The sequence below is a fragment of the Bacteroides sp. f07 genome, from assembly GCF_042854785.1.
Classification (GTDB): Bacteria; Bacteroidota; Bacteroidia; order Bacteroidales; family Bacteroidaceae; genus Bacteroides.
This window is the reverse complement of sequence record NZ_BAABXI010000001.1, coordinates 2404362-2420462: the sequence shown is the minus strand read 5'-3', so window position 1 is coordinate 2420462 and position 16101 is coordinate 2404362. Positions and strand designations below refer to the sequence as shown.

Sequence of the window (16101 nt, the reverse complement as noted above, 5' to 3'; positions counted from 1 at the left end):
AGCGCCATGACAGAACAAGAGTTAAAACGACAGACCGAACGGGAAATCCGCTGGCGGATAGGCTTCCGGCTTCTTCCGTGGATACTCCTGATACTGATCATCTGTATTGGACTGCTGAAAGACTGTATCAGCACACGAGACCCGATAGACGACAGCATCAACCGGGCACAGGAAGTCGTCCGGCATCTCGAAGTATGCGACACCACCCGAAACGGATTCCGTGTAGTGTACGTCACCAATGATGCCGTCACAATTCAGCGGCTGAACGAAATCCGACTTCGCCAGCCGTTGAATCGGGCATTCTGCAAGCTGAAGGACAGCGCGGCAGCATACTTCGGAGGAAGCCTGCTCCAAACCGACATCTACGACTTTGCCGCATACGCCCGTCGGTTCGATGTGGACGATGACGTGCGGATGCAGAACATCTTCATTTTCGGGGCTGAAAAGCAAAAATTATACGTTGGGAAGAACCCTCGGATAGAAAATTCCGCCACATGGATCAATCCAGCCACCGAGCAAGGGGTGCAATATATCAATGCCGACGATATTTATTTCCGTATGGGGAAAAGCGAAAGAGTCTATCGGTACTGGAAATGTCACGGAAACCACTCAACATCCACTACAGACGAACGTTTCAGCCATTTTTCCGAAGACGAAAGACTGTGGTAACAGGCTTCGTTTTTCTCTGTAAATAGCCCGTTTATCGGTCGAAAAATAGTCGTAAATTTATTTGCTTACTCCGAAATGAAAATATAAATTTGCGATATGATTTTAATAATAATGACTGATTTACATTTTGTTAATTGACCGTAAAACCAGATTGGAATAATATGAGAACGGAGTATGATATCAGAGCGAACGCAATTAAAATTTGCGACCTCGGAAAGAACAGGCGAGATCATTGGATTCGTGTCGCGCCATTCGAAGACGAAGCAACTGCGAGGAGTACGTGAGGATTCACCTTACAAAAAGAAAATTTGTGTATTGTCTGAAGACCTGAAAGGCAAAGTCCAGCCGAACATATTGTATTCGGTCGAACTCAAAGCAATGCACTCACGCAACGGTTTTGTCGTAATAGCGGCTACACCGCTTCTTTTCAAGGCCACGATCGACACACTGGTGATACCGGGTGAAACCTACCGGGTAACCGTCAACTTCGGAAACAAAACCGTTTACTTCGACCCGCTGAGAGGTAATTCATACTCCAGCAAGACAGTATCGGGAGTTGTCTCCCTGTTACAACGCCGCACCGACATCGAAAACTTGGAAGGCGTAATCAACAGCTTCAAATCCGCTGCCGCAAGACTTCTGCGGAGAATGGCCGACGACGGATTCAGCACACCGACCATTCCCGGTTTGTAATGCGCCCGCAACGTGGAATAGCCACCGACGGGGCACATTCGATGAAAAGAGGAGTTACCCGGTATAGAGCCGTTGATTTGGCCACCGGCGAACTCCTCTTTGAACGGAATATCGGAAACCAGACCATCAATATCGGTGAATTTTTGGGCGTTGTCGAAGCCGCAAAATACATCATCGAACATCGTTTCAGTCCGGCAATCATCTACACCGACAGTCTTACAGCCCTGACGTGGTTTAACGAGAAACGAACAGCCTCGCGCAAAAGAAACGCCGCACTCAAAAAAGCGGAAATTTTTCTCAAAGCGATGGCCTCCGAAATCGACAAAATCGAAGTGCTCCACTGGAACAATTCCCTTTGGGGCGAAACGCCCGCTGATTTCGGCGAGAAATAACAACTCAAAACTCGCGACTTATGGCAAGACTCAAAAAAGACCTTCACAAATACATCGAGATTCGGGAAGAAGACTACCTCCAATTAGTTGAAAACACAATGATAGTTGAGGCCATGAAACTGGCCGGAGTAGAAAAACTTCCCCTATGGAAAGCCGTCCGCCGAATCTTGGACGACAGACGTATCGAGATACACGTCAAACCCGTCAATCGACGATACGCCGATTGACCCCGAACAACCGGTTCCCTTCAAAAATGGACAGGTTTGTAAAACATCAAAAGCCCTCGAAAACAACGTTTTTTCGGGGGCTTTTATCGTCCATGTATCTCGTAATGAGTTCGATACTCCTTTCACTTTTGTCGGAAAGTGAAAATCGACACAAAAATCTGACAATTAACGTCTTATATTGAATAACTCTGTATATCTTTGTACTCGAAACAAATTCTAATATTAACCGGCTCATGTACGGCTGTATGTTAGGAATAGCACACCTCCCTAAAATTAACTCCTGATAAACAGGGAGTTGATATTAAAGTTGAATAGTCTTTTGGATAGTTTATTATAAACGGTATCCAAGTTTATTAAAAACTATTTTTTGCGTTTTTCGGAAATAGATTAAATGATTTAAGTAAAAATATAAACAAAATAGGGCAATAATCGTTAGACTATTGCCCTATACCATATTTCTTCTGATACTAAAAAATATCAGTTTAAATGCTATTTATGTATCTATTTTTCTTATATTACTCATGCTGTTTATCACTTTTCTTTCTTCAAAGATACAAAATAAAAAGTCGTTTGTCAAGTGTTTCAGAAGAAAAGCTGATTATTCATTAAACCAATCTATTTTCTTTGAGAAATACATCACCATTGCCAGGATAATAAATAATCCCAAGCTGCCTGCCAACAGAGCAAAAGTCTCTAACTGGATAAGGACAAATATATAAAGATAGAGGACTCCCAATAACCCGGACATGATTAATGACGGTTTCTTTCTCTTGGTGATGCCGAACATATATCCGCCTACCAGTATAATAGTCAGTGCGGCAGATAACAGATAGGCAGGGTTGAAGCCTATGTGTTCGGAGAAGGAGAGGAGCAGACTGTAAAATAGACAGAGTGCCAATCCCACTAACAAATACTGCAAAGCATGAATACGGGTTTTATTCATAATTTCAGTGAAGAAGATAACTCCGAATGTCAACAGGATAATTAGGATAGCATACTTCGCTGAACGCATGGATTGCTGATACTGCTCTACCGGAATCTTGAAGTTGACGCCGAAACTGGAATTATCTATGTCTTTGATATTGGAATTGGTATAGTCAATCATTACTTGTGAGTAGTTCCGGTTCAAGTTCAGGACTTGCCATTGTGCCGAAAATTCTTTTTCGGTAATATCCCGGTTATTGGGTAAATAGCTTCCTGTAAAGCTCGGTGTGTTCCAATTGGCTTTCAGGTCGACGCGGGTTGTTTTACCCAGTGGAATGAAGTTGATGGATTGCGAGCCTTTCAGTTTGATTTTTACTTCATAAGGCAGTTTCTTATTGTTCTTCAGTTCCGATAAATCCGCAATGGCGTGTACGCCCGTATTATCAATCCCTCTGTTATCCATTCCCGGCTCAAATACATAGACGGAGTCTCCGAGGGTGATACTAATCTGTTCGCTGATACCACGCATGTCGGTCAGATTCAGACAAATAGCAGCTCTGTCGAATTGCAGTTGCCCCATATCTATTCTGCTCTTTATCAGTTCTTCCGAACTGAAAGAACCTTTCAGAGTCAGTTCCGATTGGTACACATTGACCTCGTAGAGACTTCTTTTCAGGATTTCGGTCTTTAGTTGCCCGTTAATCAAAAGTTCGTCGGGGAAGAGTATCAGGTCTTTGATTGACACCTTCTTTTCTCCGTTGTTCTCTGTAACCACCGGATATTGGATATTCAGATAAGGACCGGTAACGGTCTGTGCGAGACTCCATTTCTCGCTTACCTCATTGATTGCTTCTTCCTGCGTGCGTCCCCGTTCGGAAATAAGATTTTCAATCATGAACATAGGAATCATCAGAAGAAGGATTAATCCCCCGATGATGACAACCTTGATTGTTTTGGAGAAACGGTGTAGGCATCCCATAGGTTGCTGTACTTGTTGCTCGTTTGAATTTTCATTGAAACCGTCCATAAGCTGATAGTGTTTAGATAAATGAATTATTTTGATTTTAGAAATTGCTCCAGAGCTTCAATATGAGCTTTGAAAGCTTCCCTGCCTTGCGAAGTCGCTTGAAAGGCAGTTCGCGGCTTTCGTCCGACAAAACTTTTGTTGCATACGATATACCCCAGTTCTTCCAGGGCACGGGTATGACTGGCAAGGTTGCCGTCGGTCAATGCGAGCTGCTCTTTCAGAAAATTGAAGTCAGCTTCCTCATTAACCATCAGAACAGCCATGATACCCAGTCGTACCTTGCTTTCGAATGCTTTATTAATATATTGGAATGATTCTATCATTTATGATTTCTTTCTTTCGTAATGTAAATAGAACAATATACCATAAAGGATATGGAAACCGCCGAAACCTATCGTCCAGAACAGAAGTGAATGACCCGCCCAGAAACAGTCGATAGCGCCCAGGCAAATGAAAGCATATCCCAGCCATGCCACACTGGAATAGGTAAACTTGGATGCATTGACCAAAGCCAGCCCATAGAATAGAAGCATGACAGATGCCAGAATATCATAATACCCGTGCATCAGGATAGAAATACATACAATGCCGCCTGCCAGCATCGGAAGCGAAAAATTCCATAATGCCCGATAAGTGAGCCGGCTGAAAAACTTCTGTCCTGTCTTCTTGGATTTACAGTAGGACAGGATGCCGGCAGTAACGGCTGCGGCTGCCAATACCGACAAGGCTATTATAGCCATTAATTCCAATGTGACGATTAAATGCGTCTCCGGTGTGATAACCAGTGTTGCGATGTACGCGCCAGCCAATGCGTAAATGCCTGCCAAGATTGCGGCAAGTCCGCTAACAGAGATAAACTTTGAGGACTTTTCCATCAATTCTTTTATCTCATTTACCGATTCTAATGCTTTATCTTTATTCATATGAAAAGTACTTTGTGATGCAAAGTAAAATAAAACATTTAAGATGAACAAGATTTTATCTGATTATTTCAATAAATAGGTTCAAAAAAGAAGTTGGATAGATGAAATTAGTCAAATGTTTGACTAATTCGATAAGAATACGTACCTTTGTACCCGAAAAGATAAAAACGATTATTAGAATGAGAGAAGGAGCGGAGTTCAGGGAACTCATGTTACAGATTGTCCGCACACGTATGGCTTTTCGCCGGTCTATGCAACGGACATTAAAGAAGAACAACGCAGGTATTACATTCGAGATGCTTCAAGTATTGAGCTGTTTATGGCACGAACAAGGCATCAGCCAGCAGATATTGGCGGAGCGTATAGCGAAGGATAAAGCATGCCTGACTAACTTGATGAGTAATCTGGAAAAGAAAGGATACGTCTGCCGGAAAGAAGACCCGAACGACCGCCGTAATAAACTGGTGTTTCTGACTCCGGAGGGTGAAGAGTTTAAAGAGCAGATTCGTCCGGTTTTAGACCAGGTTTATGTATATGCAGAACACATTATCGGTATTGAAAGTATTGAAACGATGTTATCTGAATTAAATACTGTCTACGATGTCCTTGAAAAAGTATAAACTATATCCGGCAATTTTATTCGGCCTGTTTACTTTTCCCCAATTGACAAACGCACAAACAGACTCTTTATTTCTTACTGTCGACCAGCTCTTTGAACGGGGCGTACAATATAGCCTGCAACTTCAGGCGGATGCAATGAAAGAATCTATGGCGCAGGAACGGACACGGACTGCAAGAACTGCGCGACTACCGGAACTACAGATTGGACTGAAAGGCGGATTCGTCGGTCAACCCGTTGTCTGGGAACGGGGACTGTCCGCACCTCTCTACCCGGACGCGCCGGATTGGTCACAAAATTATGCGATTGATTTGGCGCAACCTCTCTATCAGGGCGGTAAAATCCGAAGTGCTATCCATAAGGCGGATATTGAAAAGCAAGTTGCCGAATTGCAGACTTTGACCGACCGCGCGGAGATTAAACTGAAACTGCTGAATCAGTATATGAATCTCTTCAGTCTCTTTAAGCAGCATGAGATATTGATGCGAAACATTGAAGAATCGGAACTTCGGTTGCACGATATACGGCGGATGAAAAAAGAAGGGCTGATTACCAATAATGATGTATTGCGAAGTGAGATGCAATTGACTAACGACCGCCTGTCTTTGCAGGAAACGGAAAACAGCATTGTGCTTGTATCACAGCAACTTGATATTCTGTTGGGACAGGACGAGAATGTATTATTGCAGCCGGATACTGCCCTGCTTTATCAAGCAGTTGCCTTGCAATCTTATGATGATTATATCGTTCAGGCTTATGCGAATGACCCGGTGATGAAATTGCTTCGTGCACAAACGGAATTGGCTAGGAATGAAATCCGTTCAACCAAGTCTTTCTCATTACCCGGCATATCGTTATATGCATCGAATACATTGGCACGTCCTGTTTCGCGCACCTTGGCGGATATGTATAATAATAACTGGAATGTGGGCGTATCGGTTTCTTATCCTTTATCCTCATTGTATAAGAACAATCATAAAATAAAAGAGAGCAAAATGATGATGTCCTTGCGGAAGAACGAGGAAGAGCAGAAGATGCAGGGAATCCGCATGGAAGTACGTTCCTCATTTTTGCGGCATCGGGAAGCCATGCAGAGGGTAGAGGCTTTGAAACTGTCCGTCCGGCAAGCGGAAGAAAATTACCGTATCATGCAGAACCGTTATCTGAATCAACTGGCTATCCTGACTGATTTGCTCGACGCAAATTCCGTCCGTCTGAATGTCGAGTTGCAGTTGGTTACTGCACGTACTCGTGTGATTTATACTTATTATCAACTTCAGAAGGCTTGTGGTCGTCTTTAATATACAGAACAGATATGGCAAATGGATTGAAAGAAAAACAGAAGAGGCTGAAAAAGCTCAGGGTTCGCAATATTATTTTAAATTTGGTATGTATCTGTCTGGCAGGTTCCGGCCTTTGGTGGACTGCCACTTACTTTTGGCGTTATGTAAATTATGAGGTGACGAATGACGCTTTTGTAGACCAATATGTGGCGCCTTTGAATGTGCGGGTTTCGGGCTATATAAAAGATGTACGTTTTAAAGAACATCAATATGTGCGTCAGGGAGATACCTTACTGGTGCTTGATAACCGTGAATATCAAATCAAGGTGAAGGAAGCGGAAGCTGCTTTGCTGGATGCACATGGTTCGCAGGAAGTGCTTCATTCGGGTATTGAGACTTCCCATAAGAATATTGCGGTGCAGGACGCCAATATTGCTGAAGCTGAAGCGAAACTCTGGCAACTGGAGCAGGATTATCATCGTTTTGAACGTTTGTTGAAAGAAGAGTCCGTCCCGGAGCAGCAGTTTGAGCAAACTAAAGCTGCCTATGAAGCGGCAAAGGCGCGTTATCAGGCATTGGTTGCTCAGAAACAGTCGGTACTCTCGCAATATACGGAAACAAGCAAGAAAACAACGAGTGCGGAAGCCGCCATTTTGCGTAAGGAAGCAGACCTTGACTTGGCTAAACTGAATTTGTCTTATACGGTTCTTATGGCTCCCTATGACGGATACATGGGCAGGCGGACTTTGGAACCGGGTCAGTATGTACAGACGGGACAGACCATCTCTTATCTGGTACGCAACAAGGACAAATGGATTACCGCCAATTATAAAGAAACGCAGATTGCCAATATCTATATCGGCCAACAAGTACGTATAAAAGTGGACGCAGTGCCCGGAAAGATTTTCCGTGGAGAAGTCACCGCTATTTCCGAAGCGACAGGTTCCAAATATTCATTGGTTCCTACGGATAACTCCGCCGGAAATTTTGTAAAGGTACAACAGCGGATACCGGTACGGATTGAACTGGAAGATGTCTCTTCGGAAGAAATGGCACAGTTGAGAGCCGGCATGATGGTGGAAACAGAAGCTCTGCGCAAATGATAACGATGAAGGAATTGGAAGCACCTGTCCGTCAATGGGTGCCCGATTGGCTCGGACTTGTCAGTATCTTCATCGTGATTCTTCCCGTCACTATGCTCAATGGTTCCTATACGGGTAGTATGCTCGAAGTTTCGAATACACTCGGTACGAATTCGGAAGACATAACAATGGGATATTATGCCGCTTCGGCAGGTATGGCTATCGCATATCCCATTATTCCTAAAGTCCTGGCTGCCTTTTCCGTGAAATCACTATTGTTGATTGACCTGGTACTGCAATTTTTCTTGAGTTGGGTTTGCGCCCGTACACAGAATGCCGATATTCTGATTGTGTGCAGTTTTACCGTCGGCTTCCTGAAAGGGTTTCTTATGCTGTGGTTTATCCGTTACGCCCAAAAGATTTTCAGCCGGAAGAATGTACGCAGCGAGTTCTATTCTTATTTTTATCCGTTGGTGTACGGTGGGGGACAGGCATCGATGCTGGTAACTGCTCAGTTGGCCTATCATTATAACTGGAAATATATGTATTACTTTATGATGGTACTGATTTTGATGGCTATCTTGTTTGTTATCATCTGTTTCCGTCATAACCGCCCTATTAAAGCCGTTGCCTTGTCCGACTTGCATATTCGTGAAATGTTTGTTATATCGACCGGACTGCTGATGTTGATGTATGTTATCAATTATGGAAAAGTGCTCGACTGGATGGCGTCCGGTAAGATATGCGCGTATATCATCATTGCCCCTATATTGATTGCCTTGTTTATCTGGTATCAGAGCCGTTCGGAGAAGCCTTATGTAAGTCTTGCGCCCTTATTTCAAGCCAAAGCGATTGTCGGTTATCTCTATATGATGCTTGTCATGTTTTTCAGTACATCGACCACTTTATTGACCAACTATCTGACTATTATTCTGAAAGTGGATACTACGCATACCTATTCTCTTTATATCTATCTGCTTCCCGGATATATAGTCGGTGCGTTTATCTGTTTCTGGTGGTTTCGCTGGCAGCGTTGGCGTTTCCGTTTTCTGATAGCGGGGGGAATGAGTTGCTTTGTGATATTCTTCGGTATCCTGTATTTCGGTATCTCTCCGAATAGTACCTATGAGATGTTATATCTGCCTATATTCTTTCGTGGCTTGGGAATGTTGGTTTTGATTATAGCTTTTGCTTTGTTTGCCGTAGAAGATTTGAATCCGAAATTCTTATTGTCTAATGCTTTCTTTCTGATTATTTTCCGTTCCGTATTGACGCCTATTATGGCTACTTCGTTTTATAACAATGTATTGTACCGGCTGGAACAAAAATATATGTATTCTTTGTCGGAGACTATAACGACTGCCGACCCGCTGGCAGCGTCACGGTATAGCCAGTCTTTGAACAATGCACTGGCGCAGGGGCACGGAAATGCCGAGGCGGCACAACTGGCAACTAATTCTTTATATACCACCTTGCAACAGCAAAGTTTATTGCTTGCACTGAAAGAAATACTGGGCTATCTACTGGTTATATCAATCATCATTGCTGTTGTTTCCCGTTTCATTCCGTTTCATAAGACGCTTCGTGTCACATTTAAAAGAACGGGTGACGATATGGTTTAATATAAAAAAAAGTTGCTATCCCGTTCAATTTGTCATTGAGTGAGGGGATAGCAACTCGTATTATAATTCTAACAATATTTTCTTTTTATCAGAATACGGAATAAGAAGCGATTTATAAAGTTACGCCTGTCTTGAAGATAGCAATTTCACGATAACCTTTCTTTTCGTTATTAACGAACTCGCCGCTTGCCACTTTGATAACGTAGTCAATGAAGCGCTCGCAAGTCTTCTCCATCGGTTCGTTTTCTACGATGACACCTGCGTTGAAGTCAATCCATCCCGGTTTGTTTTTAGCCAAAGTCGAGTTGGTGGAAATCTTCATTGTCGGGACAAAAGTACCGAATGGCGTTCCACGTCCGGTTGTGAAAAGTACCATATGGCATCCGCTTGCCGCAAGAGTGGTAGCTGCCACCAGGTCATTGCCCGGAGCAGAAAGCAGGTTAAGCCCTTTCTTCTGCAAACGTTCGCCATAAGGCATCACGCCGGATACATAACTCTTTCCACATTTCTGTGTGCATCCCAACGCTTTTTCTTCCAATGTAGAGATACCGCCCGCTTTGTTTCCCGGAGACGGGTTTTCACCGACAGGTTCTCCGTGCGACAGGAAGTATTCTTTGAAGTCATTAATCAGATGTACAGTCTGCTCAAACAAATCTTTGTTTTCGCAACGGTTCATCAAGATAGTCTCTGCACCGAACATTTCCGGTACTTCAGTCAGTACGCTTGTGCCGCCTTGTGCAATCAGGAAATCGGAGAACATACCCAGCAACGGATTTGCAGTAATACCGGAGAAACCGTCGGAACCACCACATTTCAGACCTACACGGAGCTCGGACAAAGGAATATCGGTACGTTCGTCTTTAGAGGCTTTCGCATACAAATCGCGCAGGATTTCCATGCCTTCCTCGTATTCGTCGCCCACTTTCTGAGTGACCATAAACTTCACACGGTCTTCATCAAACTCGCCTAGAAATTCGCGGAATACGTCCGGCTGATTATTTTCGCATCCCAAGCCTACTACCAACACTGCTCCTGCATTGGGATGAAGCACCATATCGCGAAGAATCTTCTTCGTATTTTCATGGTCGTCGCCAAGTTGGGAACAGCCGTAGTTGTGCGGGAAAGCAACGATGGCATCCACGCCTTTGCCTTCAGTCTCGCGACGCAACCCCTCAGCCAATTGGCCGATGATACCGTTCACGCAGCCTACGGTCGGGATAATCCATATTTCGTTTCTTATGCCTACGTCACCGTTTTTGCGGCGATAACCTTTGAAGGTAAGGTCTTTGCGGGCAATATCCAAAGAAACCTGAATTGGGTTATAGGTATATTCCAGCAATCCGGCGAGGTTGGTCTTGATATTCGTCTCGTTCATCCAGTCACCCTGCTGTTTGGCCATTCGGGCATGTCCGATAGGATAACCGTACTTGATTACATTTTCACCTTCTGCGAAATTCTTCAATGCGAATTTGTGTCCGGCGGGAATGTCTTCGTTCAATGTAATTTCAATGCCATCTACAGAAAGATGCTCTCCTGCCGGGAGGTTAACAATGGCAACGGCAACGTTGTCGGCAGGATTAATTCTTAAATACTTTGTTTCCATGTAATGTACTTGTAAAGTTGTATTTCGTTGTTATTTGCTATGGTAATAGTCAATTGTTTCTACTGTTAACAAGTCGATAGGCATATAGTTGATGCAAGTCACGTCTTTTTTGAAGATGAGGTGGTCGCAAAGAGCTTTTATACCGTTGGCGCCTTGTAGTTCCGGTTGCTGGGCGATGAGGAAGGATACATTTCCTTCTTTCAGGCAGGTGACATTCCGTTCCAGAAGGTCATAGCCTATCAGATTGAAATCTTTCTTTCCGCGACTTTGCAGGTATTCGCCGACGATGTAGACTTTGGAGTTGAAGGTGATTCCGTTCTTCACTGTCGGGTGGGCGCGGAAGAATTCATCCAGCATCTCGTTATCTTCGTCATTGCGTTCGGCATGCAAGTCGAGCTCCAGTATATTACAAGACGGATGATGTTCTTCCATGTACTGCCTGAAACCGATTTCTCTGTTCTCCTGCTGGTTAGAACCTACAATTCCTTCATGTATTTTACGGAAAATAACGATTTCTTTCTCGTCCCGTGCCAGTAACATCATCATCCGTGCGGCAAAGTATCCGCTTTGGCGTGAGTTCTGACCGAAGAAGGCGAGGGGAGGAACGTCCTTGATATTGGAGTCTATATATATATAAGGTATATCCAATGCTTGCAACTGGTCGGTGAATCCCTTTGTATATTGGGGGGCGGTGGGAGCTACCATCACTCCGTCCGGCTGAAGAGTCAGAATCGCTTCGCTTGCGTCGACAAACGAATGATAATCGTATGGGTCGTAATAGTTGATTTTCACTGAAGTATTGAAGTCCGAATAGGTAGCGATAGCTTCATGGATGCCCAGCTCCACGGCTGTCCAGTATTCACCTTCCAAATGTTCCGGCAAAAGACAGATAAATGTATATTTCTTGTTGGATGCCAAAGCGCTGGCGTACATGTTAGGCTGGTAGTCAAGCTGCTTCAAGATTTCTTCTACGCGTTTTTTGCTTGCTTCCGATACTCCGCTACGTCCGTGAATGACGCGGTCTACTGTTCCCACCGATACATCCGCCAGGCGGGCGATGTCTTTGATTCTAATCCTTTCGGGCAATTTATTCATACGATAACCTTATTAATATAGGTATATGTGCTCGCACACAATAATAATCTTAATATTTTCGATACAAATATATAACAATTTTTGTAATTACGAAAATTGTTGTATCTTTGTGCCCGCACACGAAAGGTATGTGACGTTAACCTTTTATTGGTTTAATAAGCATATAGTCAGTGTGTTAACAATAAAAATGGGCGTAAAATGATAAATTGAAAGTTCATAATATTAATAACTTAGAATTTAAAACATAAGATTATGGGAAAGAAAGTCGTTACATTAGGCGAAATCATGCTTAGATTATCAACTCCGGGTAATACTCGTTTTGTTCAATCTGATTCTTTTGATGTAGTATATGGTGGTGGAGAAGCGAACGTTGCCGTGAGCTGTGCCAACTACGGACATGACGCCTATTTCGTAACTAAATTGCCGAAACACGAAATCGGACAGTCTGCTGTTAACGCATTGCGTAAGTATGGTGTAAAGACAGACTTTATTGCTCGTGGTGGCGACCGTGTAGGTATCTACTATCTTGAAACTGGTGCTTCTATGCGTCCCAGCAAGGTTATCTATGACCGCGCTCACTCTGCTATTGCTGAAGCCGACGCTGCTGACTTCGACTTTGACGCTATCATGGAAGGTGCTGACTGGTTCCACTGGTCCGGTATCACTCCGGCTATCTCTGACAAGGCTGCCGAATTGACCCGTCTGGCTTGCGAAGCTGCAAAACGTCACGGTGTAACTGTTTCTGTTGACTTGAACTTCCGTAAGAAACTGTGGACAAAAGAAAAAGCACAGTCTATCATGAAGCCGTTGATGCAGTTTGTTGACGTATGTATCGGCAACGAAGAAGACGCAGAACTTTGCCTGGGCTTCAAACCGGACGCAGATGTTGAGGCTGGCCACACTGACGCTGAAGGCTACAAAGGTATCTTCCAGCAGATGATGAAAGAATTCGGATTCAAATATGTGGTTTCTACATTGCGCGAATCTTTCTCTGCTACTCACAACGGCTGGAAAGCCATGATTTACAACGGCGAAGAATTCTATACCTCAAAACGTTACGATATCGACCCGATTATCGACCGCGTAGGTGGTGGTGACTCTTTCTCCGGTGGTATCATCCACGGTTTGATGACTAAACCTAACCAGGGCGAAGCTCTTGAATTTGCTGTGGCTGCATCTGCTTTGAAACATACTATCAATGGTGACTTTAACCTTGTTTCTGTAGAAGAAGTTGAAGCATTGGCTGGTGGTGACGCAAGCGGTCGCGTACAAAGATAAGCTGAAAATAGAGAGTTGAGAGTTTGAAAAAACAACTCATTTACCAATTCATTTTTAAAATAGTAAATAATAAGATGGCAAAATTCGATAAAATAGCCGTATTGAATAAAATCGGCTCTACAGGAATGGTTCCTGTATTCTATCACAAAGATGTAGAAGTTGCAAAGAAAGTAGTAAAGGCTTGTTATGACGGTGGCGTTCGTGCCTTTGAATTTACCAACCGTGGTGATTTCGCACAGGAAGTATTTGCTGAAATCGTGAAATTTGCAGCAAAGGAATGTCCTGAAATGGCTATTGGTATCGGTTCTATCGTTGACCCGGCTACTGCTGCCTTGTACTTGCAACTGGGTGCTAACTTCGTAGTAGGCCCGTTGTTCAATCCTGAAATTGCTAAGGTATGTAACCGTCGTTCGGTAGCTTATACTCCGGGTTGTGGTTCTGTATCTGAAGTTGGTTTCGCTCAGGAAGTAGGTTGCGACCTTTGCAAAGTATTCCCGGGTGACGTTTACGGAACAAACTTTGTAAAAGGCTTGATGGCTCCGATGCCATGGTCTAAGCTGATGGTGACCGGTGGGGTAGAACCTACAAAAGAAAACCTGACTGCATGGATTAAAGCCGGCGTATTCTGCGTAGGTATGGGCTCTAAACTGTTCCCGAAAGATAAAGTGGCAGCAGAAGACTGGGCTTATATAACTGCAAAATGCGAAGAAGCTCTCGGCTATATCGCTGAAGCTCGTAAATAAGATTTAGAGGGCGAGAGCCATCTATATAAGAAAGGGGGCTGTGCGACAGCCTCTTTAAAATATGCCTCGAAGGGTTAGTTAGTTTAGTTAGTAAATGAGGCATATTTTCATTTTGTTTAAAGGTGTTTAAAGGGGATAAGCCATCGGAATGAGTGACTCATTTCGGTGGCTTGTTTTATGGATAATATGCGTGCATATTATCCGTGAATATGTCGGTTGATTATTCCGGTACGTAGATGATTTCCCCGTTATCCAGTTCGTAGGCAATGCCTACCTTCTTGCCTCGTTTTCCTTCTTTCTTGTCCTGGTCTTCGGACGGGGTGTAGCGGTTTATTTTTTCTCCTTCCTTGGTGATGATTTCCATGTTCTCCTTGCCAGGATTCTTCACCATTGTGAAGTCTTCCTGCGAAAACACTTCCGTCATGTTATACCGGCTGACAAGAGCCACCATCAAGGCGACAGCGAAAACCATAGCAACATCGAACAAATTGGATACTACGCTGATAGGGTCGGCATCGTCTTCTTTTCGTAATAAGTTGTGTTTCATTTCTCTGTGGTTTTATTGTTTCGCTTTTCATTGAGTAACTCGGAGATAAATTCGAGGTTGGTCATATCCTGCAAGTACCAACGTTGTTTTACCTGCTGCGTGAGGAAACCTACTGCGCCTGCCACCAGTCCGACTACGGTCGTTGCAAAGGCTATCTGCATATTGTAAGCCATCGAAGCGATATCACCGCTTGCCAGTCCGGCGAGGGCGGGGCCCATTGGAATCAATGTGCCCATCAATCCTAAGATTGGCCCGAGCTTCGTCAACGTTTTGGAGATAGCAAGGTCTTTGTCGGCAGCAATCTCAAAGTTGGCAAGCAGACGTTGTACCTGCGCGGGAGTATCACGGGCATCCAGCACTTGGCGCATGTACATGATGACAAGTGAACGGGATTTCTCCGGCAGTTTGGAACTTAAATCCCCGACAGTATCCGGAGTTAATTTCCCCAGCTCGTTGCGGAGCAGGGCTTCTGTCTTACGGATGGATAAATACTGGCCGTAGAAACTGCCGGCAAGTAATATAGCCCGGCAGAAAAGGATGATTAATAACACGATGACAGGAACAAGCAATCCTGTTGAAATCCAATACAATATATCTGATATGTAGTTCATTGTTGTTGATTATTTAATAAGTTATTTCTTTATTTATTTCATGCTTTTTTCTTTTCGCCTGCTTCGGATATTCCACCAGAAGAGTCCTAAGACTCCACCGGCCAATGCGATAGCTATCACGCCCAACAACGCTTTCCAGTCTATTTCGCTGACACCTGCTGCCGACGTTTTTCCATTGACGGTTGCAACGATGCCCAGTATGGCTACCAGTGCATTGGTCAGGAAGAAAAGTTCCAGCCGCAGTTCCTTCTCCGGAAGGAGATAAAGCAACAGGTATCTTCCGCAGGGTATCACTACCAGGATAAAGGCGGCGTAACTCCAGGCTATCGTTTGAAAAGAAGTGCCGGGAAATGCAAAGATGAGATATACCAATCCGCTGAATAAAACCGGGAAAATCAATAATCCCGGGAACCAACGTAGAAAGCGGTACATCACTATCATGCGCGGCTTGACCGGATAATCATTGGCTACGTGGACAGCCAGCATGGCATAAGCCATTTGTATGCAGACCTCGATACTCAGAATCACAGAGGTATCCAGCATCAAGGGCTGGTTGCCGAGCCAGTTGGCTATCTGTGATTTCGATTGCTCGATGGCATACGGCCACATCAATCCGGCAAACACAGCGCAGACAGCAGCGATAGCACCCACCGCTATTGCTTTCCAAAACGTTTGCTTCAACAGAAAATTGAATGCTGTAAGAAGCATAAGTACAAGGACAACTGTATCCATTATTGTTAATTACAAGTTACTGATTACAAAT

The 16101-nt window shown here is 44.0% G+C and carries 18 protein-coding genes; 10 read left to right on the top strand and 8 right to left on the bottom strand.

What is annotated here, in order from left to right:
* The first annotated feature begins 6 nt into the window (after positions 1 to 6).
* The 4 genes from ACGHVY_RS09795 (at position 7) to ACGHVY_RS09780 (ending at position 1981) form a co-directional block, all read left to right on the top strand.
* The gene (locus tag ACGHVY_RS09795) at positions 7 to 669 is read left to right on the top strand and encodes a hypothetical protein (RefSeq protein WP_390598696.1); all 663 of its coding nucleotides are present in this window, start codon (positions 7 to 9) and stop codon (positions 667 to 669) included.
* Between the two features lie 174 nt (positions 670 to 843).
* Positions 844 to 1362: a hypothetical protein gene (locus ACGHVY_RS09790; protein WP_390598694.1), complete on the top strand. Its 519-nt coding sequence runs from the start codon at positions 844 to 846 to the stop codon at positions 1360 to 1362.
* Positions 1362 to 1754: a ribonuclease H gene (locus tag ACGHVY_RS09785; RefSeq protein WP_390598693.1), complete on the top strand. Its 393-nt coding sequence runs from the start codon at positions 1362 to 1364 to the stop codon at positions 1752 to 1754. The genes ACGHVY_RS09790 and ACGHVY_RS09785 overlap by 1 nt, the downstream gene beginning before the upstream one ends.
* A 20-nt stretch (positions 1755 to 1774) precedes the next feature.
* The gene (locus ACGHVY_RS09780; RefSeq protein ID WP_390598692.1) at positions 1775 to 1981 is read left to right on the top strand and encodes a hypothetical protein; all 207 of its coding nucleotides are present in this window, start codon (positions 1775 to 1777) and stop codon (positions 1979 to 1981) included.
* Between the two features lie 598 nt (positions 1982 to 2579).
* On the opposite strand, the gene creD is transcribed toward ACGHVY_RS09780, so the two are convergent.
* The 3 genes from creD to ACGHVY_RS09765 are packed head-to-tail and all read right to left on the bottom strand — an operon-like array spanning position 2580 to position 4855.
* Positions 2580 to 3932: a cell envelope integrity protein CreD gene (gene creD, locus ACGHVY_RS09775; protein ID WP_390598691.1), complete on the bottom strand. Its 1353-nt coding sequence runs from the start codon at positions 3930 to 3932 to the stop codon at positions 2580 to 2582.
* Between the two features lie 26 nt (positions 3933 to 3958).
* The gene (locus ACGHVY_RS09770; RefSeq protein WP_390598689.1) at positions 3959 to 4255 is read right to left on the bottom strand and encodes a winged helix-turn-helix domain-containing protein; all 297 of its coding nucleotides are present in this window, start codon (positions 4253 to 4255) and stop codon (positions 3959 to 3961) included.
* Positions 4256 to 4855: a hypothetical protein gene (locus ACGHVY_RS09765; protein ID WP_390598687.1), complete on the bottom strand. Its 600-nt coding sequence runs from the start codon at positions 4853 to 4855 to the stop codon at positions 4256 to 4258.
* A 179-nt stretch (positions 4856 to 5034) separates the two neighbouring features.
* Between ACGHVY_RS09765 and ACGHVY_RS09760 the strand changes: the two genes are divergently transcribed.
* Genes ACGHVY_RS09760 through ACGHVY_RS09745 form a run of 4 tightly spaced genes read left to right on the top strand, consistent with a single transcriptional unit; the run spans position 5035 to position 9461 of the window.
* A complete protein-coding gene (locus ACGHVY_RS09760; RefSeq protein WP_390599667.1) occupies positions 5035 to 5475 on the top strand; it encodes a MarR family winged helix-turn-helix transcriptional regulator in 441 nt (146 codons plus the stop codon).
* Entirely contained in the window at positions 5456 to 6775 is a 1320-nt protein-coding gene (locus ACGHVY_RS09755; protein ID WP_390598686.1) for a TolC family protein, read from the top strand. Before ACGHVY_RS09760 ends, ACGHVY_RS09755 begins: the two co-directional genes overlap by 20 nt.
* A gap of 14 nt (positions 6776 to 6789) precedes the next feature.
* Positions 6790 to 7860: an HlyD family secretion protein gene (locus tag ACGHVY_RS09750; RefSeq protein ID WP_390598684.1), complete on the top strand. Its 1071-nt coding sequence runs from the start codon at positions 6790 to 6792 to the stop codon at positions 7858 to 7860.
* Positions 7857 to 9461 carry an MFS transporter gene (locus ACGHVY_RS09745; RefSeq protein ID WP_390598682.1) on the top strand — a complete coding sequence of 535 codons (1605 nt, stop codon included), beginning with the start codon at positions 7857 to 7859 and terminating at the stop codon, positions 9459 to 9461. The genes ACGHVY_RS09750 and ACGHVY_RS09745 overlap by 4 nt, the downstream gene beginning before the upstream one ends.
* A gap of 112 nt (positions 9462 to 9573) precedes the next feature.
* On the opposite strand, the gene ACGHVY_RS09740 is transcribed toward ACGHVY_RS09745, so the two are convergent.
* Entirely contained in the window at positions 9574 to 11064 is a 1491-nt protein-coding gene (locus ACGHVY_RS09740) for a UxaA family hydrolase (RefSeq protein WP_390598680.1), read from the bottom strand.
* 30 nt (positions 11065 to 11094) lie between these two features.
* Complete coding sequence (locus ACGHVY_RS09735; RefSeq protein WP_390598678.1) at positions 11095 to 12159, bottom strand: LacI family DNA-binding transcriptional regulator; 1065 nt, start codon at positions 12157 to 12159, stop codon at positions 11095 to 11097.
* Between the two features lie 252 nt (positions 12160 to 12411).
* Here ACGHVY_RS09735 and ACGHVY_RS09730 point away from each other — a divergent pair, with 252 nt between their 5' ends.
* Complete coding sequence (locus tag ACGHVY_RS09730) at positions 12412 to 13437, top strand: sugar kinase (protein ID WP_024988009.1); 1026 nt, start codon at positions 12412 to 12414, stop codon at positions 13435 to 13437.
* Between the two features lie 74 nt (positions 13438 to 13511).
* On the top strand, positions 13512 to 14180 hold the full coding sequence (locus ACGHVY_RS09725; RefSeq protein WP_390598677.1) for a bifunctional 4-hydroxy-2-oxoglutarate aldolase/2-dehydro-3-deoxy-phosphogluconate aldolase: 669 nt from the start codon (positions 13512 to 13514) through the stop codon (positions 14178 to 14180).
* A gap of 220 nt (positions 14181 to 14400) precedes the next feature.
* Here the strand turns inward: ACGHVY_RS09725 and ACGHVY_RS09720 are convergent, their stop codons facing one another.
* From ACGHVY_RS09720 to ACGHVY_RS09710, 3 genes are read right to left on the bottom strand one after another with little or no spacing between them, the layout of a single operon-like run.
* Positions 14401 to 14727 (bottom strand): DUF2149 domain-containing protein, encoded by a 327-nt coding sequence (locus tag ACGHVY_RS09720; protein WP_308745808.1) that lies wholly within the window; start codon positions 14725 to 14727, stop codon positions 14401 to 14403.
* On the bottom strand, positions 14724 to 15338 hold the full coding sequence (locus ACGHVY_RS09715; protein WP_167965846.1) for a MotA/TolQ/ExbB proton channel family protein: 615 nt from the start codon (positions 15336 to 15338) through the stop codon (positions 14724 to 14726). The genes ACGHVY_RS09720 and ACGHVY_RS09715 overlap by 4 nt, the downstream gene beginning before the upstream one ends.
* 33 nt (positions 15339 to 15371) lie before the next feature.
* Positions 15372 to 16070, bottom strand: a complete 699-nt coding sequence (locus tag ACGHVY_RS09710) for a hypothetical protein (protein WP_167965844.1) — start codon at positions 16068 to 16070, stop codon at positions 15372 to 15374.
* Positions 16071 to 16101 lie beyond the last annotated feature (31 nt).

Coding starts and splice junctions, on each gene's coding strand:
- ACGHVY_RS09795 (WP_390598696.1), top strand. CDS start 7: ATGACAGAACAAGAGTTAAAACGACAGACCGAACGGGAAATCCGCTGG.
- ACGHVY_RS09790 (WP_390598694.1), top strand. CDS start 844: ATGATATCAGAGCGAACGCAATTAAAATTTGCGACCTCGGAAAGAACA.
- ACGHVY_RS09785 (WP_390598693.1), top strand. CDS start 1,362: ATGCGCCCGCAACGTGGAATAGCCACCGACGGGGCACATTCGATGAAA.
- ACGHVY_RS09780 (WP_390598692.1), top strand. CDS start 1,775: ATGGCAAGACTCAAAAAAGACCTTCACAAATACATCGAGATTCGGGAA.
- creD (WP_390598691.1), bottom strand. CDS start 3,932: ATGGACGGTTTCAATGAAAATTCAAACGAGCAACAAGTACAGCAACCT.
- ACGHVY_RS09770 (WP_390598689.1), bottom strand. CDS start 4,255: ATGATAGAATCATTCCAATATATTAATAAAGCATTCGAAAGCAAGGTA.
- ACGHVY_RS09765 (WP_390598687.1), bottom strand. CDS start 4,855: ATGAATAAAGATAAAGCATTAGAATCGGTAAATGAGATAAAAGAATTG.
- ACGHVY_RS09760 (WP_390599667.1), top strand. CDS start 5,035: ATGAGAGAAGGAGCGGAGTTCAGGGAACTCATGTTACAGATTGTCCGC.
- ACGHVY_RS09755 (WP_390598686.1), top strand. CDS start 5,456: ATGTCCTTGAAAAAGTATAAACTATATCCGGCAATTTTATTCGGCCTG.
- ACGHVY_RS09750 (WP_390598684.1), top strand. CDS start 6,790: ATGGCAAATGGATTGAAAGAAAAACAGAAGAGGCTGAAAAAGCTCAGG.
- ACGHVY_RS09745 (WP_390598682.1), top strand. CDS start 7,857: ATGATAACGATGAAGGAATTGGAAGCACCTGTCCGTCAATGGGTGCCC.
- ACGHVY_RS09740 (WP_390598680.1), bottom strand. CDS start 11,064: ATGGAAACAAAGTATTTAAGAATTAATCCTGCCGACAACGTTGCCGTT.
- ACGHVY_RS09735 (WP_390598678.1), bottom strand. CDS start 12,159: ATGAATAAATTGCCCGAAAGGATTAGAATCAAAGACATCGCCCGCCTG.
- ACGHVY_RS09730 (WP_024988009.1), top strand. CDS start 12,412: ATGGGAAAGAAAGTCGTTACATTAGGCGAAATCATGCTTAGATTATCA.
- ACGHVY_RS09725 (WP_390598677.1), top strand. CDS start 13,512: ATGGCAAAATTCGATAAAATAGCCGTATTGAATAAAATCGGCTCTACA.
- ACGHVY_RS09720 (WP_308745808.1), bottom strand. CDS start 14,727: ATGAAACACAACTTATTACGAAAAGAAGACGATGCCGACCCTATCAGC.
- ACGHVY_RS09715 (WP_167965846.1), bottom strand. CDS start 15,338: ATGAACTACATATCAGATATATTGTATTGGATTTCAACAGGATTGCTT.
- ACGHVY_RS09710 (WP_167965844.1), bottom strand. CDS start 16,070: ATGGATACAGTTGTCCTTGTACTTATGCTTCTTACAGCATTCAATTTT.